General features: G+C 72.2%; 18 protein-coding genes and 1 pseudogene. 7 read left to right on the forward strand and 12 right to left on the reverse strand.

All coding sequences use genetic code 11. The features are described from left to right. The first annotated feature begins 78 nt into the window (after positions 1-78). Positions 79-1,035, forward strand: coding sequence for a GlxA family transcriptional regulator (locus tag BKE41_RS17640; protein ID WP_012320254.1), 957 nt, complete (start codon positions 79-81; stop codon positions 1,033-1,035). A 25-nt stretch (positions 1,036-1,060) separates the two neighbouring features. Here BKE41_RS17640 and eutC read toward each other — a convergent pair whose 3' ends face one another. The 12 genes from eutC to BKE41_RS17700 form a co-directional block, all read right to left on the reverse strand. Further along, a complete protein-coding gene (gene eutC / locus BKE41_RS17645; RefSeq protein ID WP_012320255.1) occupies positions 1,061-1,846 on the reverse strand; it encodes an ethanolamine ammonia-lyase subunit EutC in 786 nt (261 codons plus the stop codon). After that, positions 1,843-3,246: an ethanolamine ammonia-lyase subunit EutB gene (locus BKE41_RS17650; RefSeq protein WP_070999924.1), complete on the reverse strand. Its 1,404-nt coding sequence runs from the start codon at positions 3,244-3,246 to the stop codon at positions 1,843-1,845. The genes eutC and BKE41_RS17650 overlap by 4 nt, the downstream gene beginning before the upstream one ends. Positions 3,247-3,343: 97 nt before the next feature. Continuing rightward, positions 3,344-4,048 carry a L,D-transpeptidase gene (locus tag BKE41_RS17655; protein ID WP_012320257.1) on the reverse strand — a complete coding sequence of 235 codons (705 nt, stop codon included), beginning with the start codon at positions 4,046-4,048 and terminating at the stop codon, positions 3,344-3,346. A 257-nt stretch (positions 4,049-4,305) separates the two neighbouring features. Further along, the gene (locus tag BKE41_RS17660) at positions 4,306-5,067 is read right to left on the reverse strand and encodes an SDR family NAD(P)-dependent oxidoreductase (protein ID WP_043074112.1); all 762 of its coding nucleotides are present in this window, start codon (positions 5,065-5,067) and stop codon (positions 4,306-4,308) included. 21 nt (positions 5,068-5,088) lie between these two features. Further along, a complete protein-coding gene (locus BKE41_RS17665) occupies positions 5,089-6,081 on the reverse strand; it encodes an acetamidase/formamidase family protein (protein ID WP_070999925.1) in 993 nt (330 codons plus the stop codon). A gap of 33 nt (positions 6,082-6,114) precedes the next feature. After that, positions 6,115-6,825, reverse strand: coding sequence for an ABC transporter ATP-binding protein (locus BKE41_RS17670; RefSeq protein WP_012320260.1), 711 nt, complete (start codon positions 6,823-6,825; stop codon positions 6,115-6,117). Then, a complete protein-coding gene (locus BKE41_RS17675; RefSeq protein WP_043074114.1) occupies positions 6,818-7,564 on the reverse strand; it encodes an ABC transporter ATP-binding protein in 747 nt (248 codons plus the stop codon). Before BKE41_RS17675 ends, BKE41_RS17670 begins: the two co-directional genes overlap by 8 nt. Then, positions 7,561-8,607 carry a branched-chain amino acid ABC transporter permease gene (locus BKE41_RS17680; protein WP_012320262.1) on the reverse strand — a complete coding sequence of 349 codons (1,047 nt, stop codon included), beginning with the start codon at positions 8,605-8,607 and terminating at the stop codon, positions 7,561-7,563. Before BKE41_RS17680 ends, BKE41_RS17675 begins: the two co-directional genes overlap by 4 nt. Before the next feature lie 10 nt (positions 8,608-8,617). Continuing rightward, positions 8,618-9,490 carry a branched-chain amino acid ABC transporter permease gene (locus BKE41_RS17685; protein WP_012320263.1) on the reverse strand — a complete coding sequence of 291 codons (873 nt, stop codon included), beginning with the start codon at positions 9,488-9,490 and terminating at the stop codon, positions 8,618-8,620. A 103-nt stretch (positions 9,491-9,593) separates the two neighbouring features. Continuing rightward, the gene (locus BKE41_RS17690) at positions 9,594-10,841 is read right to left on the reverse strand and encodes an urea ABC transporter substrate-binding protein (RefSeq protein ID WP_012320264.1); all 1,248 of its coding nucleotides are present in this window, start codon (positions 10,839-10,841) and stop codon (positions 9,594-9,596) included. Between the two features lie 35 nt (positions 10,842-10,876). Then, entirely contained in the window at positions 10,877-11,518 is a 642-nt protein-coding gene (locus BKE41_RS17695) for an ANTAR domain-containing protein (protein ID WP_012320265.1), read from the reverse strand. Beyond that, the gene (locus tag BKE41_RS17700) at positions 11,515-12,669 is read right to left on the reverse strand and encodes a transporter substrate-binding domain-containing protein (RefSeq protein ID WP_070999926.1); all 1,155 of its coding nucleotides are present in this window, start codon (positions 12,667-12,669) and stop codon (positions 11,515-11,517) included. The genes BKE41_RS17695 and BKE41_RS17700 overlap by 4 nt, the downstream gene beginning before the upstream one ends. Positions 12,670-13,104: 435 nt before the next feature. On the opposite strand from BKE41_RS17700, the gene BKE41_RS17705 reads away from it, so the two are divergent. The 6 genes and pseudogenes from BKE41_RS17705 (at position 13,105) to BKE41_RS17730 (ending at position 19,388) form a co-directional block, all read left to right on the forward strand. Next, positions 13,105-13,722, forward strand: a complete 618-nt coding sequence (locus BKE41_RS17705; protein WP_024829375.1) for a glutathione S-transferase — start codon at positions 13,105-13,107, stop codon at positions 13,720-13,722. Between the two features lie 56 nt (positions 13,723-13,778). Beyond that, the gene (locus BKE41_RS17710) at positions 13,779-15,842 is read left to right on the forward strand and encodes a pyridoxamine 5'-phosphate oxidase family protein (RefSeq protein ID WP_024829374.1); all 2,064 of its coding nucleotides are present in this window, start codon (positions 13,779-13,781) and stop codon (positions 15,840-15,842) included. A gap of 122 nt (positions 15,843-15,964) precedes the next feature. Further along, the gene (locus BKE41_RS17715; protein WP_070999927.1) at positions 15,965-16,429 is read left to right on the forward strand and encodes a nuclear transport factor 2 family protein; all 465 of its coding nucleotides are present in this window, start codon (positions 15,965-15,967) and stop codon (positions 16,427-16,429) included. A gap of 81 nt (positions 16,430-16,510) precedes the next feature. Next, positions 16,511-17,400 (forward strand): annotated as a pseudogene (locus tag BKE41_RS17720) (LysR family transcriptional regulator). Between the two features lie 276 nt (positions 17,401-17,676). After that, a complete protein-coding gene (locus tag BKE41_RS17725) occupies positions 17,677-18,825 on the forward strand; it encodes an acyl-CoA dehydrogenase family protein (protein WP_070999928.1) in 1,149 nt (382 codons plus the stop codon). Between the two features lie 41 nt (positions 18,826-18,866). Beyond that, positions 18,867-19,388, forward strand: coding sequence for a cytochrome b (locus BKE41_RS17730; protein WP_041372694.1), 522 nt, complete (start codon positions 18,867-18,869; stop codon positions 19,386-19,388). Positions 19,389-19,392: the final 4 nt, after the last annotated feature.

Here is a 19,392-nt window from a genome sequence, read left to right on the forward strand (position 1 = left end):
ATGCCGGACGAGACGTTTGACCGAAACGGACGACTTCTTGCACGTTTGAGCCGTCAGGGAGCGGAGGGCGCGGGCGACATGGACGCGGAGACCGGGGATCGACCGCAGGAGATCGGCTTCATCCTCGTGCCCGGCTTCGCGCTGCTGTCCTTCGCCTCGGGCTGCGAGCCGTTCCGCGCGGCCAACGAGCTCGCCGGGCGGCCGCTCTACCGGCTGCGCTATTTCGGCGAGGCAGAGGGCCGGGTCGCCGCCTCGTCGGGCGCAGAGGTCCCCACCGAGGCGCTGCCGCGCCTGCGCGGCCAGCTCCACACCCTTTTCGTCTGCGCCGGCGGCGAGCCGAACGGGTGGGACAGGCCCGAGATCCACGCGACCCTGCGGCGGATGGCCCGGCTCGGCGTCCGCATCGGCGGCATCTCGGGCGGTCCCTACCTGATGGCCGCGGCGGGCCTACTGGCCGATCGCGCGTTCACGCTCCACTGGGAATATGCAGGCGCCACGGTCGAGACCTTCCCGGAGGCACGCCTGAGCCGGGCGCGCTACGTCGCCGACGGCGATCGCCTGACCTGCGGCGGCGGGGTCGCGCCCCTGGAGATGGCCCACGCCCTGATCGCCGAGCGCATGGGCGAGGCTTTCGCCCGCCGCGTCTCCGACTGGTTCCTCCACACCGCCATCGGCGCCGCCGACGACCCGCAGCGGGCCTCCGCGGTCGAGCGCTACGGGGTCCACCATCCGGCCCTGCTGGCGGTACTGGAGACCATGGAGAAGACCGTGGAGGCGCCGCTCGGCCGCCTCGCGATGGCGCGCCTCGCGGCGATCAGCCCGCGCCACCTCGACCGGCTGTTCCTCGAGAAGCTCGGGCTGAGCTTCTCGGCCCAGTACCGGGCGATCCGCCTCGCCCACGGACGGCGCCTGCTGCGCCAGAGCCCGCTCCGGATCGGAGAGATCGCCACAGCCTGCGGCTTCTCGAGCGCGGCCCATTTCGCCCGCTGCTACCGGTCCCGGTTCGGCTGCAGCCCGTCCGCGGAGCGAGCGTGACGTCCACCCGGGCAGTCCGAGCGGTCTAGTCGCGCGCGTCCGGGAGAGCCGGCGGGTCGGCGGGATCGCCCCGGCGCAGCGCGACGCCGCTGGTGCCCTGGGCCAGCATCGCCCGCAGCAGAGCCTCCATCTGCCCGGCGGCCGCCTCGACCGCCAGGCCGCCCTCCCGGATGTTCGAGATGCAGTTGCGCCGCGCGTCGGGCAGGCCCGGCTCCGGGCCGAACGTGACGTAGCAGCCCAGGCTGTCCGAGGCCGACAGGCCCGGACGCTCGCCGATCAGCACCACGACGCAGCGCGCCCCGAGCCGCGCCCCGATCGGGTCGCCGATCGCCACGCGGCCCTGGAGCGCGACGACCACGGGCGCCAGGCTCCAGCCGGCCCGCCGCACCCGCGCCGCCAGCGCCGCGGCGGCCGGGACCGCGTTCAGCGCGACCGCCGTGGCCGACAGGCCGTCCGCGATCACGACGGCGACATCGAAGCCCGGCCCGTGCCCGTCGAGCGCGGACGCGGCCCCTGGATCGAGGCTGCGGCCCTTGTCCGGCCGGCGCAGGTACTCCGTCCGGTCGGCCACGGCGGAGCGGACCTCCACCGAGTCCAGGCCCTCGACCCGCAGCGCCTCGCGGATCGCCGCCGCGTCGAGGGGCGTCCACACCGCCTCGCGGGCGCGGGCATGGTCGAGGCCGAAGGCGAGCGCCGCGCCGGTCGGGAGGCCGGCCCCGTGCGCGCCCAGCGCGATGCGCGCCTGGGTCAGCCCGCGCAGGTCGCGCAGCGTCGGGGGGCCCGGGCGCGCCGGCTCGGCCGGGTCGCTCACGCCGCCCTCCCGGGCAGGAGCCGGGACGCCTCGGCGAGGGCCTGGGGCAGCACGCCCGCCGCGCTGGCCAGCCGACCCTGCGCGTCCGTGATGCGCACGGCTCGCAGCCACGCCTCGAATTCCGGCGCCGGAGGGCGTCCCAGGGTCTCGCGGGCGAAGACCGCGTCGTGGTGGGAGAGCGACTGGTAGTTCAGCATCACGTCGTCCGCCCCCGGCACGGTGATGACGAAGTTGACCCCGGCCGCGCACAGCAGGGTCAGGAGCGCGTCCATGTCCTCGCCGTCGGCGTCGGCGTGGTTGGTGTAGCAGACGTCCACGCCCATCGGCAGGCCGAGAAGCTTGCCGCAGAAGTGGTCCTCCAGTCCGGCGCGGATGATCTGCTTGCCGCTGTACAGGTACTCGGGACCGATGAAGCCCACGACCGTGTTGACGAGCAGCGGGTCGAACTCCCGCGCCACCGCGTAGGCCCGCGCCTCCATCGTCTGCTGGTCGACGCCCCAGTGAGCGTCCGCCGAGAGGGCCGAGCCCTGGCCGGTCTCGAAGTACATGAACTGCCCGCCCTCCGGGCAGCGGCCGAGCGCGCGCGCCGCCTGGGAGGCCTCGCGCAGGACGGCGAGGTCGACCCCGAAGCCGGCATTGGCTTTCTGCGAGCCGGCCACCGACTGGAACACGAGGTCGACCGGCGCACCCCGGGCCATGGCCTCGATCGCCACCGTGACGTGGCCGAGGCAGCAGTGCTGGGTCGGCACGTCGAGGCGCAGCCGCAGGGTCTCCAGCAGCTCGACGATGCGGATGTAGTCCGGCAGGGAATCGGTCGCCGGGTTCACGCCGATCACCGCGTCGCCCGAGCCCATCAGCAGGCCGTCGAGGGCCGAGATCAGGATGCCCTCGGACGAGTCGGTCGGGTGGTTGGGCTGGTTGCGTGTGGCGAGGCGCCCGGGCAGGCCGATGGTCGAGCGGAAGCGCGTCACCACCGGCCGCTTGGCGGCCACCGCGACGAGGTCCTGCAGGCGGCAGATCTTCGACACTGCCGCGACCATCTCGGGCGTGAGGCCGGGCGACAGGGCGGCGAGCGCCCGCGCGTCGGCGGCGGGCGCGAGCAGCCACTCGCGGAAGGCGCCGACCGTCAGCGACGAGACCGGCGCGAAGGCCGCGGCGTCGTGCCGGCGGGCGATCAGGTCCGAGACCTCGTCCTCGTCCGAGGGGATCAGCTCCTCGGCCAGGAAGGTCCTGAGCGGCAGGTCGGCGAGGGCGATCTGCGCGGCCAGGCGCTCGACCGGACCTTCCGCGCAGAGCCCGGCGAGCTGGTCGCCCGAGCGCTCCGGCGTCGCCTTGGCGAGCAGGCTGCGCAGGTCGGGGAAGGTGAAGCGTGTGCCTTCGATCGTCGTCGCGTAGGCCATGCGGGCGCTCCCGGCGCGCTGTCGGATCTCAGGGATCCCGATCCTGCAGGATGTCGGGGCCTCCGGGAAGCGGGGACGGCGCGGGCGCTGCCCGCCCTCAGGCCGGCAGCACGACCACCTTGGTCTTCACCGGCGTGCGCGCGTAGAGGTGGATCATGTCCTGGCTGAGCAGGCCGACGCAGCCGCTGGTGATGCCCGTGCCGATCGATTCGGCGTCGCTGCTGGCGTAGATCGTGTAGAGCGTGTAGGCGCCGTTCTGGTACAGGTGCAGCGTGCGGGCGCCGAGCGGGTTGTCGAGGCCGCCCGGCATGCCGCGGGCGTATTTCGCGGCCTCGGGCTGGCGCCGGATCATCTCCTTGGGCGGGGTCCAGGTCGCCCACTCGGACTTGCGGCCGACATAGGCGTTCCCGTTCCACAGGAATCCCTGGCGGCCGACATTGGCCCCGTAGCGCGTGGCGGTGCCGTCGCCCTCGATGCGGTAGACGTAATAGTTGGCGGGATCGACCACGATCGTGCCGGGCGCCTCCGACGAGGCGTACTGGACGGTCCGCCGATAGTATTTCGGGTTGACCTTGCTGATGTCGACCGCCGGGATCGGGAACTTCTCGTTCGGCATCGGACCGTAGGTCTTCGCCGCCTCGGCCATGAGCAGGGTGTCGGTCGTCCCGCACCCACCGAGCGAGAGCGCGCCGATCCCGAGGGCCGAGCCGGCCAGGAACGACCGGCGGCTGAGAACGCCCGCCCCGCATCCGAGGCGCCCGCGCCCGTCGAGGCCTCCGGCCTCGCGATCGTCCGTCATCATCGCCCTGGACTTCCCTGTCCTGCAGCCCGGCGCGACCGCGCGGCGTGCCACCGCCGCGCGAACGGCCAAGCTCGAGAGTGCCGCGTGCCAGCGCGCGTGGCAAGCTTGTCTTTACCGGGTTGAGAGCGGCCGAAATGCGTCGCAAGTGTGGTGAGTCCTCGCGATCTCCGGACTTCCTCGCTGAACGACCGTGCTGAACGCGCCGGGTGTGCTTCGGAAGCCCCAGGTGTCCCGGCGCGGGGCGAGGCCGATCGGCGTCAGAACTGCACGCCGCGGGTCAGGCTGCCGTCGACCACGAGGTTGGTTCCGGTGATGAAGCTGGCGGCCGGGCTCGCCAGGAAGACGGCCGCGCGCGCCACCTCCTCGGGCCGCGCCATCCGGCCGGTCGGGTTCAGCCGGAGCGCCTCGGCGAACAGCGCCGGGTTGCCGGTCTCGATCTGGTGCCAGACGCCGCCCGCGAAGTAGGTGTTGCCGGGCGCGACCGAGTTGGCGCGGATGTTCCGGGGCGCGAGCTGGAAGGCGAGGCCCTGCGCGTAGTGGATCAGCGCGGCCTTGAAGGCGCCGTAGGGACCGGCCGCGAAGTCGATCTCGCGCCCGGAGACGCTGGAGATGACGACGATCGCGCCCGCCTCGGAGCGCTCGAGGTACGGCATCGCCGCCTCGACCGCCGAGACGGTGCCCATCATGTCCACGGCGAAGCCGCTCCGCCACGCCGCCTCGTCGCCGCCGACCGCGAGGGCGCTGACGTTCGGCACCACGATGTCGAGGCCGCCGAGCTCCTCCGCGGCCTCCGCGACCCAGCCGCGCAGGGCCGCGGAATCGGCGACGTCGACGGCGCGCCCGGTTGCCGCCACGCCCCTGGCACGCAGGGCCGCCACCTTGGCGGCGACCTCCGCGGCGTTGCGGGCGCAGAGGGCGACCGCGGCCCCCTCGTCGGCCAGCAGGTCGACGATCGCCGCGCCGATCCCCTTGGTGCCGCCGGTCACCAGCGCGCGGCGGCCTCTCAGCCCGAGATCCATGCCGTCCTCCTCCGGCGCCGATCAGGCGTGGGCGATCGCCTTCGTGATCGAGGCGCCGAGCGTGTATTTCGGATCGACCATGTTGCCGAGCCGGACGCGCCCGCACTGGGTGAGCAGCATGTAGGCGTCGATCTCGTCGAACCCGAAATCGGCCGCGAGCCAGCGAACCAGCTCCCGGTAGGCGATGCGCGCGGCGTCCTCCATCGGCCGGGCCGAGCCGATCGTCATGTAGAAGTCGGCGGTCTCGAGCCGCGGCCAGCGGAAGGTCCAGCCCTTGATCAGGTCGATCTGCACCGTCGTGTGGGTGGGGTGCTCCACCGCGACGCCGCAGAGCTCGCCGTCGCCCTGCGCGGCGTGGCAGTCGCCGAGATAGAGGAGCGCGCCCGCGGTATTCACCGGCAGGTAGATCACCGCGCCGACGCCCACGTCCGGCAGGTCCATGTTGCCGCCGTAATAGTCCGGCTGCAGCGACGAGATCGCCTCGATCTCCGGCGAGGTGCCGATCGTGCCGATGAACGGCTGGTAGGGCAGCGTGATCCGGTCGCTCCAGCGCACGCCGGTCTCGGCCGTGACCTCGAGCTTGCGCACCCGCTCGGGGAGGGACGGGTTGAGGAGCGCTGTGTCGCCGGTGGCGACGAGGCCGCCGAATTCCGGCATGATCAGCGTCGTGCCGCAGGGCTGCGGGCCGCGCGGCCGGATCGAGCGGATCGCCACCGCGAGGCAGTCGCCCTTCTCCGCGCCGTTCACGTAGATCGGCCCGTTCTGCGGGTTGAGGTAGGGAAAGTTCAGAATCTGCGTCGGGCTGTCGGTCTCGTGGCGGATCTTGCCCTCGAACGCGTCGTGGGTCTCGACCGTGACGACGGCGCCGGGATCGACGGTCAGCACCGGCTCGGCGAAGGGCCCGTAGACGTAGTGGTAGCGGCCCTGCTCGGCCTCGGTGATCGTGTGCTCCTGGCCGGGCTTGCCGCCCGCGACGCCCTTGTGGGCCATGATGGACTGGTCGAGCCACTGCATGGTCGTCTCTCCCTTGGTTGTCGGACTTTGGTGTCAGACGGCGAGGTGGCGCCGCACGAGGTCGCGGTCGTCGAGATCCCGGGCCGTCAGCTCCGCGACAATCCGGCCCTTGTCCAGGACGTAGCTGCGCTGGGCCATGGCGCGGATCAGGTCGAGGTTCTGCTCCACGAACACGATCGTCACCCCGGTGCGGCGGTTGAGATCGACCAGGGTGCGGCCGATCTGCTGCACCACCGAGGGCTGGATGCCCTCGGAGGGCTCGTCGAGCAGGATCAGCGCGGGCCCGCCGACGAGGACGCGGCCGATGGCGAGCTGCTGCTGCTGGCCGCCCGAGAGCGTCCCGGCGCGCTGCCCGCGCCGCTCCCGCAGGATCGGGAACGGCCCGAAGGCGCGCTCGTAATCCGGCCGCTCGCCCTTCGGCAGCAGGGAGGCGCCGACCGTCAGGTTGTCGGCGACGCTCATGCGCGGGAACACGTCGCGGCCCTGGGGCACGTAACCGATGCCGAGGCGGGCGCGGCGGTGGGCGGCGAGCCCCTCCACGGCCGCGCCCCGGAACGCGATGCCGCCCGCGGAGGCGGGCAGCAGCCCGACGAGGCTGCGCATCAGCGTCGACTTGCCGACGCCGTTGCGGCCGATCACCGCCACGATCTCGCCGGGCTGGACCGCGAGGTCGACGCCCTGCAGCACGGGCTTGCCGCCGTAGCCGGCGCGGAGGCCGGTCGTCGTGAGGAGCGGCTCAGGCATCGGCGACGCTCCGCAGCGGCGGCGCGTCCGCCTCCCCGAGGTAGATCGCGGCGACCCGCTCGTCCGCGATGATCGCCTCGGTGGTGCCCTGGGCGAAGATTCGCCCGACATGGAGCACGGTCACCCGCTGGGCGATCTGCCGGACGAAGGCCATGTCGTGCTCGATGGCCAGCACAGCGACGCCGTCGCGGTTGAGCGCCTGCACCATCTCGCCGGTGGCGAAGGTCTCGTCCGGCGACATCCCGGCTGTGGGCTCGTCGAGGAGGAGCAGGCGCGGCTTGAGGCTGATCGCCATGCCGATCTCCAGCCACTGCTTCTGCCCGTGGCTGAGGGCGCCGGCCCGGTCGGAGGCCGCCGCGGTGAGGTTGAGGAAGGCGAGCAGCCGCCGGATCTCCGCCCCGAGCGAGGCGCCCTCCAGGTGGTGCTGCAGGGCGATCTCCAGGTTGTGTGCGACCGACAGGCTCGGGAAGATGCCCGGCACCTGAAACTTGACGCTCATGCCCCGCCGGATCCGCGCGAAGGGCTTGAGCGCGGTGATGTCCTCGCCGGCGTAGAGGATCTGTCCCCGCTCCGGCGTGTACTCGCCCAGCAGCAGGCGGAAGAAGGTGCTCTTGCCGGCGCCGTTCGGTCCGATCAGGCAGTGGATCTCCCCCGCCCCGAGGGCGAAATTCACGTCGTTGGTGACGTGCAGCCCGCCGAAATGCTTGCTGAGGTTGCGGGTCTCGAGGAGCGGCGTCATCGGCCCGCCTCCCGGCGACGCAGGCGGCCGAGGCCGCGCAGGGCCGCCACGACGAGGCCGTCGGGCGCCGCCAGCACCACCGCGACGAGGAGCAGGCCCATCACCACGAGGGCATACTGGCTGCCGTAGATCGTGAGCGCCTGGAAGCCGCCGAGCACCAGGAGCGTGCCGATGAGCGTCGCCGTCAGGTCGCCGCGGCCGCCGACCGCGACCCAGATCACCGGCAGCGCGGCGGCGGTGAGACCCATGCTGGAGGGCGTGATGTACTGGCCCCAGGCAGTGTAGAGCGTGCCGCTCAGCCCCGCGAGGCCCGAGCCGATCACGAAGGCGGCGAGCTGGTAGCGCCGCACGTCGTAGCCCAGCATCTCGGCCCGTTCCGGGTTCTCGCGGATCGCCACCAGCACGTTGCCGAACCGCGCGTTCACCAGGATGCGCAGCGCGAGGTAGACGACGATCAGGAGAGCCAGCAGCCCGTAGTAGAGCGCCACGTCGGGGAACAGCACGAGGTCGCCGTCGAACCACGGCACGGTGAGGGGCGGCATGCCGCTCATGCCGTTGTAGCCGTTGAGGCGTGCCGCCCCGATCTTCCATTCCGGGCCGGCGGTCTGCGCCATGAAGCGCTCCAGGGCGAGCGTCACCGACAGGGTGATGATGCCGAGGAAGACCCCGCCGATCCGGCCGAAGAACAGGAAGTAGCCGAGGAGCGCCGCCATCACGGCCGAGAGCGCCACCGCCAGAACCAGCGCCGCCAGGGTGAAGCCGTAGGCGGCGCCGACGTTCAGCGTGAGCACGCCGTAGGCGTAGCCGGAGAGGCCGAAGAAGGCGGTCTGGCCGAAGCTGAGCGCGCCGCCGTAGCCCCAGATCAGGCACAGGCCGAGGGCCATGAATACCCAGCAGAAGAAGTAGGCGGTGTTGCCGACCGTGTAGCCGTCGGCGAACCACGGGTAGGCGACGGCCGCCGCGACCGCGACCGCGAAGACGGTCCAGAAGGCGGGCCCGCGTCCCAGGGTCTGCGGGCCTTCGAGGCGGCGGAGCAGCGTCATCGCCATGGCCTCACGCCCGCTCGCGCAGGATCAGGCCCGAGATGCCCCGCGGCAGCACCCGGATCACCAGGATGACCGCGACGAGGAGCCCGATCTGCCCGAACAGCTGGCCCTGCCAGGTGGTGAGCAGCGCCCGCACCGTGCCGAGCACCAGGGCCGCCGGTGCCGTCCCGAGGAAGATGTCGGCGCCCCCGACCACCACGGTGACGAACGCCTCCATGATGAAGGTCGTCCCCATGGTCGGCACGATCGTCATGGTCGGCGCGTAGAGCCCGCCCGCGAGGCCCGCCAGCGCCGCGCCGAGGCCGAAGGTCAGGGCGTAGACCGTCCGGGTGTCGACCCCGAGGGCCTCGGCCATGTGCGGCACCTGGATGGTGGCGCGGGCGAGCGTCCCGAAGCGGGTGGCGTTGAAGGCGATGTAGAGCCCGGCCAGCACCGCGACGGCGGCGACCATCAGCACCACGCGGTAGGTCGAGTAGGAGTAGCCGCCGACCGTGAAGCTGCCGAGCGGCGTGCCGATCCCCGGCATGCTCGAGCCGAGCAGGATCAGCGTGCCCTGCGTCGCCGCGAGGCTGATGCCCCAGGTCGCCACGATCGTGTCGAGGGGCCGCCCGTAGAGGTGGCGGATGACGAGGCGCTCCATCACCATGCCGACGGCCCCGGCCGCGAGCGCGCCCGCCAGGATGCCCAGCGGCAGCGGCAGCCCGGCCCGCGTGGTCGCCGCCGTGACGTAGGCGCCGCACATGATCAGCTCGCCGTGCGCGAGGTTGATCACGCCCATCATGCCGAACACCACCGCGAGGCCGCAGGCGGAGAGGACCAGGAACGAGAACGCGTCGCCGATCTGGTAGAGGAACGTGAAGGCGTGGGTCAGCAGATCCATCCGGAGGCCCGATCGTGATGGCTGTGGGCCGGGGCCTCGGCCCCGGCAACGTCGCGTCGTCTCCGGCCCGGGGCCGTGGCGCGCGGATTTCCGTCCCGGCAGGTCAGGGCTTCGGCGGGTTGCTCGGCGTGTACTGCGCCATCGGATCCTTCTGCGTCAGGTCGCAGCCGGCCTTCCCGAGCCAGTAGGGCTGGATGTTGTCCCAGGTCTTCGGGAAGGAGATCGCGTGCTTCTCGTCGACCTTCGCGAGGTAGATCGTGTGCGACGCGTGCTGGCTCTTCGGGTCGATGCAGACCTTGCCCTCCGGCGCGTCCACGCAGACGTCGCCCGCCGCGATGACCTTGCGCAGGTCAGCCCGCTTGGTCGATCCGTTCGCCCGCTCGACCATCTGCTTGTAGAGGTAGACCGCGAGGTAGGAGTTCTCGGCCTCCTGGTTCACGTACGGCTCGTTCGGGAACTTCGCCTTCCACTTGGCGAGGAAGGCCTTGCTCGACGGGCTGTCGACCTCCTCGATGTAGTTGGTGGTCACGTACATGTTGGCGAGGCTCGGAGGCTGGAAGCGCTTGTGCTCGTAGCCCTGGCCGATATTGACCGAGGAGCCCATCGGCACCTTCAGGTTCGCGGCCGCCGCCTGCTCGTAGTAGGAGGCCTGCGCGGTGCCGACGAGCAGCGTCATCAGGATGTCGGGCTTGGCCTTCTGGATGTTCTGGATCGTCTGCGAGAACTGCGACACGCCGAGGGGGATGAACTCCTCCCCGACCATCTCGCCGCCGTTCTCCTTGACGATGTTGCGCACCCACTCGGCCGAGATCTGACCGAAGTTGTAGTCGGCCGCGATCGTGTAGACCCGCTTGCCGAACTTCTCCATCATCCACGGGATCAGCGTCGAGAATTGCTGCTCCGGCACCGCGCCCGTGACGACCATGTGGCCGTCGCAGACGCCGCCCTCGTACTGATTGTTGTAGAAGGCGAAGCCGTCCAGCTGGTCGACGATCGGCCGGTAGGCCTCGCGGGACGCGCTGGAGAAGCCCGCGAAGACGGCGTTGACCTTGTCGCGCTGGAGCACGCGGCGCATGAATTCCTGGTAGCGCGTGTTGTCGGACTGCGTGTCGTAGATGACGAGCTCCAGCTTGCGCCCGGCGATGCCGCCCGCGGCGTTGATCTCGTCCGCGGCGAGCTGGATGCCGTGGACCTTGCCGATGGTGGCGACCGCGAAATCGCCGGACTGGTCCTCGAGGACGCCGAGCTTGATCGGGTCCGCGGCGCGGGCCGCGGGGGCGGCCAGGGAAGCGCCCGCGAGCAGGGCGGCCGCGAGGGCGGGCAGTCGGGATCCGCGGGGCGTTCTCGGCATCAGGGCGTCCTCGTCTTCGGGGTGGCGACGGAAACTCAGGATCGGGCGAGCCGCGGCGCGGCGGCAGGCGCCGTGACCGACGGACGGGCGCGCACCAGCGCCTCGCAGTAGGCTTCGAGGGGCTGACGGGCGCGCATGGCGTCGCGGCGCAGGGCCTCGTAGGCCGCGTCGTCGTCGAGGCCGTGCTCCTGCATCAGCCGCAGGATCGCCTTGACGACGTGGCGCCGGCCGCGCCGCCGCTCCTCGTGGCGCGCTATGCGCTCCTCGAGCAGGCGGCGCCGGTTGTGTTCGTTCACCGCGAGGAACAGGGCCGCGTAGACAGAGGCGCCGTGGATCGGCTTGCGCAGCAGGCCGGTGGCGCCGAGCTGGAGCAGCCCCTTGAGGCGGCTCGGCGCCTCGACGCCCACGAGCCCGACCACCGGGACCGGCGGCAGGTCCGGGACGGCGCTCGCCGCGAGGCCCGGCAGCGGCAGGTCGCCGTCGACGACGACGATGTGGTGCTCGGGATCGAGGCTCTCGAGATCGAGCCACGGCGCCTCGCCGGCCGGCACGACCGAGGCCACGGTGAGCCCGAGCTTCATCAGGGTGCTCGCCAGGACGTCCGTGGCGGTGCTCGGCGGCGCGATCAGCAGGGCCTGCGCGCCGCTGAAGTTCTGAATCAGCCGGGGCGTCGTCATGGCACCGCCCGCAGGCGCGGGCGCCGGCTCACCGGCACGACGCGCGGATCGCTGCGCACGAGGTAGGGGTCCGGCGCGACCGGCTCCGCGGCCTCCGCCACGATGGTGAAGCGGGCCGCCGCCGTCGAGAGCCCGATCCGGGGCGTCAGGCAGGCGTGGAGCGTCGTCTCGTCGAGGCACACCGGCCCCTGGGGCGCGTCGAACCCCTCCGCGCAGGCCGCCCGGCGCACCGACGCGGCGTCCTCGGTCCCGGCCCGCACCAGCGCCCGCGCCAGGAGATGCACCGCGATGTACGAGGCCTCGGCATCCGCCGAGGGGGTCGGCCCGTCGGGGAAGCGCGTCGCGTAGGCCGCCAGGAAGGCGCGGTTGCGGGACGTGTCGATCGACGTGAAGTAGACGCTGGAGGACAGGTGGCCGTCGACCGCCTCCGGCCCGATCGCCTCCAGTTCCGGCTCGGCGAGGCTGCAGCTCGCCACCGGTATGGTCCGCGCCTGGTCGATGCCGTGCGCCGCGCAGGCGCTCCGGAAGTCGCGGAAGAACCGGTACGCCGAGATGCCGATCAGCGTGTTGAACACGAAGTCCGGCCTCGCGGCCAGGATCGCCGCGATCACCTGATCGAAGGCGGTCTCGCCCACCGCCAGGTAGCGCTCGCCCGCGACCGCGCCGCCGGCGATCGCCAGCGTCTCGCGCAGGATCCGGTTGTTCTCCCACGCCCAGATGTAGTTGGAGCCGACGCAGAAGGCCGTGCGGCCGCCCCGGGCCAGCAGGTGCCGGACCAGCGGGACGATGTGCTGATTCGGCGCAGCGCCGGTGTAGACCACGTTCGCCGAGGTCTCGAAGCCCTCGTAATGCGACGGATACCAGAGCAGGGCGTCCCGCTTCTCGAAGATCGGGATGATCTCCTTGCGGCTCGACGAGGTGTAGCAGCCGACGACGTGGCGGATCCCCCCGCCGAGGAGCCGCTCGGCCCCGGCGACGTAGCCCGCGAGGGCGCCGTGCGGATCGCAGATCACCGGCTCGAGGACGCATTCGCCGCGCGCGTTCACCTCCGCGACGGCCAGCAATGCGCCGTTCAGCATCGCCCGCCCGACGAGACCGTAAGGTCCGTCCGCGGAGAAGAGGATGCCGACGCGGTGATGGCTGAGGCCCATGCAGTCCTTCAGAACGCAAAAAGCCCGCCAGTGCGTGAGCACTGCGGGCGGCATCGCCGAGAAAGATGGTGACGTATTGGCGCGAAACTGGGCAGCTTTGCCCCGCGCCTGAAAACTAGGCTCCTCGGTTATGGCCCTTGTGTCAAGTGCCGCGCAGTCTTTTCAGAACCGGAGTCTGGGTGGTTGCTTCCCGGCTCGCTGGCCGGCGTCCGCGCGACCGCCCCTCACCGGCGCCGAGATCCGCGGTGCTGCTGCGGAGGTGAGGCGGAGGCCGGCCGACGCGGGAGCAGGATCGAGGTCGGCACCATCGGCGGGCGCGATTATTCCAATCTCAGGAATGATGAACTGCGCAGAACGCGCATTCTGCTCGCCCGGAAGCGACGGCATTCTCCTCATACGGCCCGGGACGATCCCGGCTCCCGACGGAGATCCACCATGAAGCTCTACCACCATCCCCTCTCGGGCCACGCGCACCGGGCGCGCCTGTTCCTGTCCCTGGTCGACGCCCCGCACGAGCTGATCGAGGTCGACTTGAAGGCGGGCGCGCACAAGACGCCGGCCTTCCTCGCCATGAACCCGTTCGGTCAGGTGCCGGTGCTCGACGACGACGGCGTGATCGTCTCCGATTCCAACGCCATCCTCGTCTACGTGGCGAAGCGGCTCGGCCGGTCCGACTGGCTGCCCGAGGATCCGCGCGCCGCGGCGGCGGTCCAGCGCTGGCTCTCGGTCGCGGCGGGCGAGCTCGCCTACGGCCCGGCGGCCGCGCGGCTGATCACGGTCTTCGGCGCCAAGTTCTCACCGGAGGAGGTGATCGGCCGGGCGCACACGCTCCTGGGACGGATCGAGGCACATCTCGACGGGCGGGACTGGCTCGCGGCCGAGCGGCCGACCATCGCGGACGTGGCGGTCTACAGCTACCTCGCCCGCGCCCCGGAGGGGAACGTGGACCTGTCGGGCTACCCGCGGGTCGAGGCCTTCCTGCGCCGGGTCGAGGGCCTGCCGGGCTTCGTCCCCTTCGCCGAGACTCCCGCGGGCCTCACGGCGGCGGCGTGACCAGAAGAGCCCCGGGCGCACCCGCGCCCGGGGGGGAACGCGTGGAGGAGGCGGAGATGGCTGACGGTCAAACCTTTGCGACGCTGCCGACCTGGCATGCCGGCGAGACGTCCATCCAGGAGTCGGTCGGCGCCGCCGACCGGATGGCGGTGATCGGCCAGAGGGTGGTGCGGGATTTCATGCCCGATCAGCACCGCGCCTTCTACGCGCAGATCCCGTTCATCGTGCTGGGCAGCGTCGACCGGCAGGGCGACGCCTGGGCCACGCTCCTGGCCGGCAGGCCCGGCTTCATCACCTCGCCCTCGGCCACGACCCTCGACATCGCCGCGCGACCGGACCCGGCCGACCCCGCGTCCGAGGGCACGCGCGCCGGCGACGCCATCGGTCTCCTGGGGATCGAGCTGAGCAGCCGCCGCCGCAACCGCGTCAACGGCCTCGTCCGCTCCACGGACGGCGGGGTCCTGCACTTCGACGTCGATCAGAGCTTCGGGAACTGCCCGCAATACATCCAGCTGCGCGACATGACCTTCGTGGGCGAGCCGGGCGTCCCCGTCCCGGTCACCGCCGAGGAGAGCGCGGAGCTCGACGCGTCGGCGCGCGCCCTGATCGCGGCGGCCGACACGTTCTTCGTGGCCTCCTACGCCGACCGCGAGGGCCGGCGCCAGGTCGACGTCTCGCATCGCGGCGGCAGGGCGGGGTTCGTCCGCGTCGCCGCGGACGGCACGCTGACCATCCCTGACTTCGCCGGCAACCTGTTCTTCGCCACCCTCGGGAACATCCTCCTGAACGGCAGGGCCGGCCTGGTCTTCACCGATTTCGAGACGGGCGATCTCCTGCAGCTGACCGGCGACGCCGCGGTGATCCTGGACTCGCCCGAGATCGCCGCGTTCCAGGGCGCCGAGCGGCTCTGGACCTTCCGGCCGCGCCGGGTGATCCGCCGGCGCGGCGCCCTGCCGCTGCGCTGGACGTTCCGGGCGGACGGCTGGTCGCCGAACGCGCTGATGACCGGCGACTGGGCGGAGGCAGCCGACCGCGTCCGGGCGACCGGGCGCGCGACGCGGTGGCGGCCGTTCCGGGTGGCGAAGATCGTCGACGAGAGCCGCACCATCCGGTCCTTCCACCTGGCACCGGACGACGGGGCCGGCCGACTCCCGCACCGCGCGGGCCAGCATCTCCCGATCCGCGTGACGCTGCCCGGGGCGGAGGCGCCGGTGATCCGGACCTACACGCTCTCGGTCGCGCCCTCGGATCCCACCTACCGGATCAGCGTGAAGCGCGACGGTGCCGTCTCGCAGCACCTCCACGACCGCCTTCGGGTCGGGGACATCGTCGAGGCGCGCGCGCCCGACGGCGGCTTCACCCTCGATGCGGGCGCGGCGCGCCCCGCGGTGCTGCTCGCCGGCGGCGTCGGGATCACGCCGCTCCTCGCGATGCTCCGGCACGTGGTCTACGAGGGCCTGCGCACCCGCAGGATCCGCCCGACCACGCTCGTCTACGCCGCCCGCACGCGCGCCGAGCGCGCCTTCGACGGGGAGCTGTCCGAACTCGCCGCGGCGGCGCAGGGGGCGGTCCGGATCGTGCGCGTCCTGAGCGACGTGTCCGATGCCCGGCCCGGCACCGATTACGAGGCCGCGGGCCGGATCGACATGGCGCTGCTCACGCGGTTCCTCGCCTTCGCGGACTACGACTTCTACCTGTGCGGCCCACCGGCTTTCACCCAGGCGCTCTACGACGGGCTGCGCGGCTACAACGTGGCGGACGACCGGATCCACGCGGAGGCGTTCGGGCCCTCGGGGCTGGTCCGCAACGCGGGGACGGCGGTGGCGGCGCGCCCGCGCCCGCCGGCCGCCACCGAGACGGTGCCGGTCGCCTTTCTCGACACCGGTAAGGAGGCGCGCTGGACGCCGAATTCAGGCAGCCTCCTCGACCTCGCCGAAGCCCGCGGCCTCGCGCCGGATTTCAGCTGCCGCGAAGGCAGCTGCGGGACCTGCCGGACCAAGCTGCTCGCCGGCGCGGTGACCTACCTCCGGGAACCGAGCGCGCCCGTGGCGGAGGACGAGGTGCTGATCTGCTCCGCAGTGCCCGCGGAGGGCACAGGCCGGGTGCAGCTCGCGCTCTGACGCGCGGGACGGCGCGGCCCGCGCCGTTTTCCACCTTCCGCGCCCGGCGGCGCCGGATCATTCTGCGCAGCGCCGATACCGGAGCCGGGCTGAACCTTCATCCCGAGAACAAGGAGTCCACCATGTCCCGTCCGCCGCTGCCGCCCTTCGACGAGCAGAGCGCGATCACGAAGGTCCGCCTCGCCGAGGATGGCTGGAACGGCCGCGATCCGGCCAAGGTCGCGCTGGCCTACACGACCGACACCCGCTGGCGGAACCGCGCCGAGTTCCTGAACGGACGGCAGGAGGTGGAGGCGTTCCTGACCCGCAAGTGGAACCGGGAGCTCGATTACCGTCTCATCAAGGAGCTCTGGGCCTTCACCGGCAACCGGATCGCCGTGCGCTACGCCTACGAGTACCACGACGACAGCGGCCACTGGTTCCGGGCCTACGGCAACGAGAACTGGGAGTTCGCCGAGGACGGGCTGATGCGCTATCGGCACAGCAGCATCAACGAGTTGCCCATCGCGGAGACGGACCGCAAGTTCCACTGGACCCTCGGGCGCCGGCCGGACGATCATCCGGGCCTGAGCCATTTCGGCTTCTGACCGCCCGGCCGACACGCCGACACGACAGGCCGGGCCTGGCGTGAGCGTCGCGACCCGGCCGCGAAATCCCGGAGCGAAGCCATGGATCGGTGGCAGGCCATGCGCATCTTCGCCAAGGTCGCCGAGACGGCGAGCTTCGCGCAGACCGCCCGGCTCCTGCACATGAGCCCGCCGGCCGTGACGCGCGCCGTGGCCGCGCTCGAGGAGACCATCGGCGCCCGCCTCCTGATCCGGACGACACGCTCCGTGAAGCTCACGGAGGCGGGCAGCCGGTACTACGAGGATTGCCGGCGGATCCTGGCCGACATCGCCGAGGCGGAATCGGCGGCGGCCGGCTCCAACGCGACGCCCTCGGGCACGCTCGCGGTGACGGCCTCGGTCCTGTTCGGGCGGATGCACGTGCTCCCGATCGTCACCGACTACCTCGACACCTACCCCACCATGGCGGCGCGGACCCTCTTCGTCGACCGGCCGGTGAGCATCGTCGAGGAAGGGATCGACGTAGCGATCCGCATCGGTCACCTAACCGATTCCGGGTTCACCGCAGCCCGGGTCGGGTCGGTGCGCCACGTCATCTGCGGCGCCCCGGACTACTTCGCGCGGCACGGCGTGCCGACGACGCCGGCGGATCTGAAGCGGCACCGGATCCCCTCTCCACCGGCGCCTTCGCGTCGCCGGAATGGCGGTTCGGCCGAAACGAGCGGGTGGTCATTCACCCGACCCTGCAGGGCAACACCAACGAGGTCTCGATCGGCGCCGCCCGGTCGGGCTGGGGGCTGGCGCGGGTCCTGAACTACCAGATCGGCCCGGACCTGCGGGACGGCCGCCTGCAGATCGTGCTCGCCGAGTACGAGGAGGCGCCGCTGCCCGTCCACGTGCTCTACCCGGAAGGCCGGCACGCGCCCGCCAAGGTTCGGACCTTCGTCGACCTGGCGGTGTCGCGCCTGCGCGCCAACCCGACGCTGAACTGAGGGCGCGCCGGGCCGGCGAGGGCCGTTCTGGCCGCTCGGGTCGTATTGGTCGCAGCCGCGGCCAGGAAAGGATGTTTCAGTCTTAAGTTAGTTTTTTAGGATCGCCCGCATCTTCCGCGGGCAATGGGGGCCATACGTGACGAGACCCGAGCGCGCGACCGTGCGCGGCCGCGCTTCAGCGGCCGCTCGCCCGTATCTCGATGGCGCGATGTGCCCGGACCAGCGGCACGCGGCGCGCACGCCGCGTCCGGCGGCGATCTGAGAGGAGACAGGCGCATGGATCAATGGACCCGCCTGGACCCCGTCTACGATTCCGCGGCGGCCGCCCGCGCGATCGCCGCGGCGGCGCCCGCGCGGGCCGACGCCCAGGATCACGACCACGGCTTTCCGCAGGACGACATCGCCGATCTCGCCCGCCTGGGTCTGCTCGCCGCGCCCGTCCCGGTGGATCACGGCGGCGCGGGCCTGGGGACGGAGCCGGGCGCCGGTGCCCTGGCGGAGGTTCTGCGGCTGGTCGGCTACGGGAGCCTCGCCCTCGGCCGGCTCTACGAAGGCCACGTCAACGCCCTCCAGCTCATCGCCCGGTACGGCGCGCCCGCCCAGCGCGTCCGCCTGTTCGCGGACGCGCGCGCCGGCCACCTGTTCGGTGTCTGGAACACCGAGCCGGGCGAAGGCGGCCTGCGGATCGAGGCCTCGGACGCCAGCGGCCATCTCCGCGGCGTGAAGACCTATGCGTCGGGCGCCGGCTTCGTCACCCGCGCCCTCGTCACCGCGGGGCATCCGGCACAGGCCGGCACGGCGATGATGGTGGTGCCGATCGAGGCCGGCACGCGGGCCGACCTCGCGGCCTGGCGGGCGCAGGGCATGCGCGCCTCGGCGACCGGCACCGTCGACTTCACCGGGCTCGCGTTCGACGCCGATCAGATCCTGGGCGCGCCCGACGATTACTTCCGGCAACCGGCCTTCTCGGGCGGCGCGTGGCGATTCGCGGCGGTGCAGCTCGGCGGCATCGAGGCGGTGTACGATGCCTGGCGCGGCCATCTGGACCGCCTCGGCCGGGGCGGCGACCCGCACCAGCTGGCGCGCCTCGGCGAGGGCGCCATCGCGGTCGAGGGCGCGCGGCTCTGGGTCGAGCGCGGGGCGCAGATCGCGTCGGACGCGGCGATGCCGCCGGAGCGCGTCGTCGCCTACATCAATCTGGTCCGCCTCGCGGTCGAACGGGCCGGCCTCGACGTGCTCCAGCTGGCCCAGCGCTCGGTCGGCCTGCAGGGCTTCCTGCGCGGCCATCCGCTGGAGCGGCTGTCGCGCGATCTCGCCACCTACCTGCGCCAGCCCGGGCCGGATCGTGCGCTCACCAGCGCGGCCTCCGAGATTCTGCGGAGCGCCGGCATGGCCGGTGACCTGTGGACCGAGAACGCCGCGTGACGGGGCCGGGACGTCCCACCACCGCACCGCGGGCCGTCTGGCTGGACACGCCCGAGCGCTACGGCCGCGTGAGTCGCGGTTTCCACTGGCTGATGGCCGCCCTGTTCGCCTGGCAATTCGCGGGCGCGCTGCTCTACGTCACGATCGGCGACACGGCGCTGACGCGCCTCGTCGGCGGCAGCCACTTCACGCTCGGCTTCACCCTGTTCGTGCTCGTGCTGCTGCGCGGGGTCTGGGGCCTCGCCAACCTTCACCGGCGCCCCGCCCATCCGGGCGCGCCGGGGCGCGCCGTCGCGGCCGGTCACGGCCTGATCTATCTCCTGATGGTCCTGGTGCCGAGCCTCGCGCTGCTGCGCCAGTACGGATCGGGCAAGCCCTTCACGCCCTACGGCGTCCCGGTGATGCCGGGGCGCGAGACGAAGATCGAGTGGATGATGCTGCCCGCCGATCTGCTCCACTACTGGCTGGGCTTCGCGCTCCTGGCCGTCGTGCTCGGCCACGCCGCGATGGCGATCCTGCACCGCAGGCTCTGGAACGAGGCCGTCCTGACGCGCATGACCTGACCGG

It is taken from the genome of Methylobacterium sp. C1 (assembly GCF_001854385.1).
GTDB classification, from domain to species: domain Bacteria; phylum Pseudomonadota; class Alphaproteobacteria; order Rhizobiales; family Beijerinckiaceae; genus Methylobacterium; species Methylobacterium radiotolerans.

What these genes read in the sequence shown, in the direction of transcription:
- BKE41_RS17715 (WP_070999927.1), top strand. Translation starts at nt 15,965, where the DNA reads ATGTCCCGTCCGCCGCTGCCGCCCTTCGACGAGCAGAGCGCGATCACG.
- BKE41_RS17680 (WP_012320262.1), bottom strand. Translation starts at nt 8,607, where the DNA reads ATGACGCTGCTCCGCCGCCTCGAAGGCCCGCAGACCCTGGGACGCGGG.
- BKE41_RS17675 (WP_043074114.1), bottom strand. Translation starts at nt 7,564, where the DNA reads ATGACGCCGCTCCTCGAGACCCGCAACCTCAGCAAGCATTTCGGCGGG.
- BKE41_RS17710 (WP_024829374.1), top strand. Translation starts at nt 13,779, where the DNA reads ATGGCTGACGGTCAAACCTTTGCGACGCTGCCGACCTGGCATGCCGGC.
- BKE41_RS17725 (WP_070999928.1), top strand. Translation starts at nt 17,677, where the DNA reads ATGGATCAATGGACCCGCCTGGACCCCGTCTACGATTCCGCGGCGGCC.
- BKE41_RS17665 (WP_070999925.1), bottom strand. Translation starts at nt 6,081, where the DNA reads ATGCAGTGGCTCGACCAGTCCATCATGGCCCACAAGGGCGTCGCGGGC.
- BKE41_RS17700 (WP_070999926.1), bottom strand. Translation starts at nt 12,669, where the DNA reads ATGGGCCTCAGCCATCACCGCGTCGGCATCCTCTTCTCCGCGGACGGA.
- BKE41_RS17660 (WP_043074112.1), bottom strand. Translation starts at nt 5,067, where the DNA reads ATGGATCTCGGGCTGAGAGGCCGCCGCGCGCTGGTGACCGGCGGCACC.
- BKE41_RS17640 (WP_012320254.1), top strand. Translation starts at nt 79, where the DNA reads ATGGACGCGGAGACCGGGGATCGACCGCAGGAGATCGGCTTCATCCTC.
- BKE41_RS17670 (WP_012320260.1), bottom strand. Translation starts at nt 6,825, where the DNA reads ATGCCTGAGCCGCTCCTCACGACGACCGGCCTCCGCGCCGGCTACGGC.
- BKE41_RS17650 (WP_070999924.1), bottom strand. Translation starts at nt 3,246, where the DNA reads ATGGCCTACGCGACGACGATCGAAGGCACACGCTTCACCTTCCCCGAC.
- BKE41_RS17705 (WP_024829375.1), top strand. Translation starts at nt 13,105, where the DNA reads ATGAAGCTCTACCACCATCCCCTCTCGGGCCACGCGCACCGGGCGCGC.
- BKE41_RS17695 (WP_012320265.1), bottom strand. Translation starts at nt 11,518, where the DNA reads ATGACGACGCCCCGGCTGATTCAGAACTTCAGCGGCGCGCAGGCCCTG.
- BKE41_RS17690 (WP_012320264.1), bottom strand. Translation starts at nt 10,841, where the DNA reads ATGCCGAGAACGCCCCGCGGATCCCGACTGCCCGCCCTCGCGGCCGCC.
- BKE41_RS17655 (WP_012320257.1), bottom strand. Translation starts at nt 4,048, where the DNA reads ATGATGACGGACGATCGCGAGGCCGGAGGCCTCGACGGGCGCGGGCGC.
- BKE41_RS17685 (WP_012320263.1), bottom strand. Translation starts at nt 9,490, where the DNA reads ATGGATCTGCTGACCCACGCCTTCACGTTCCTCTACCAGATCGGCGAC.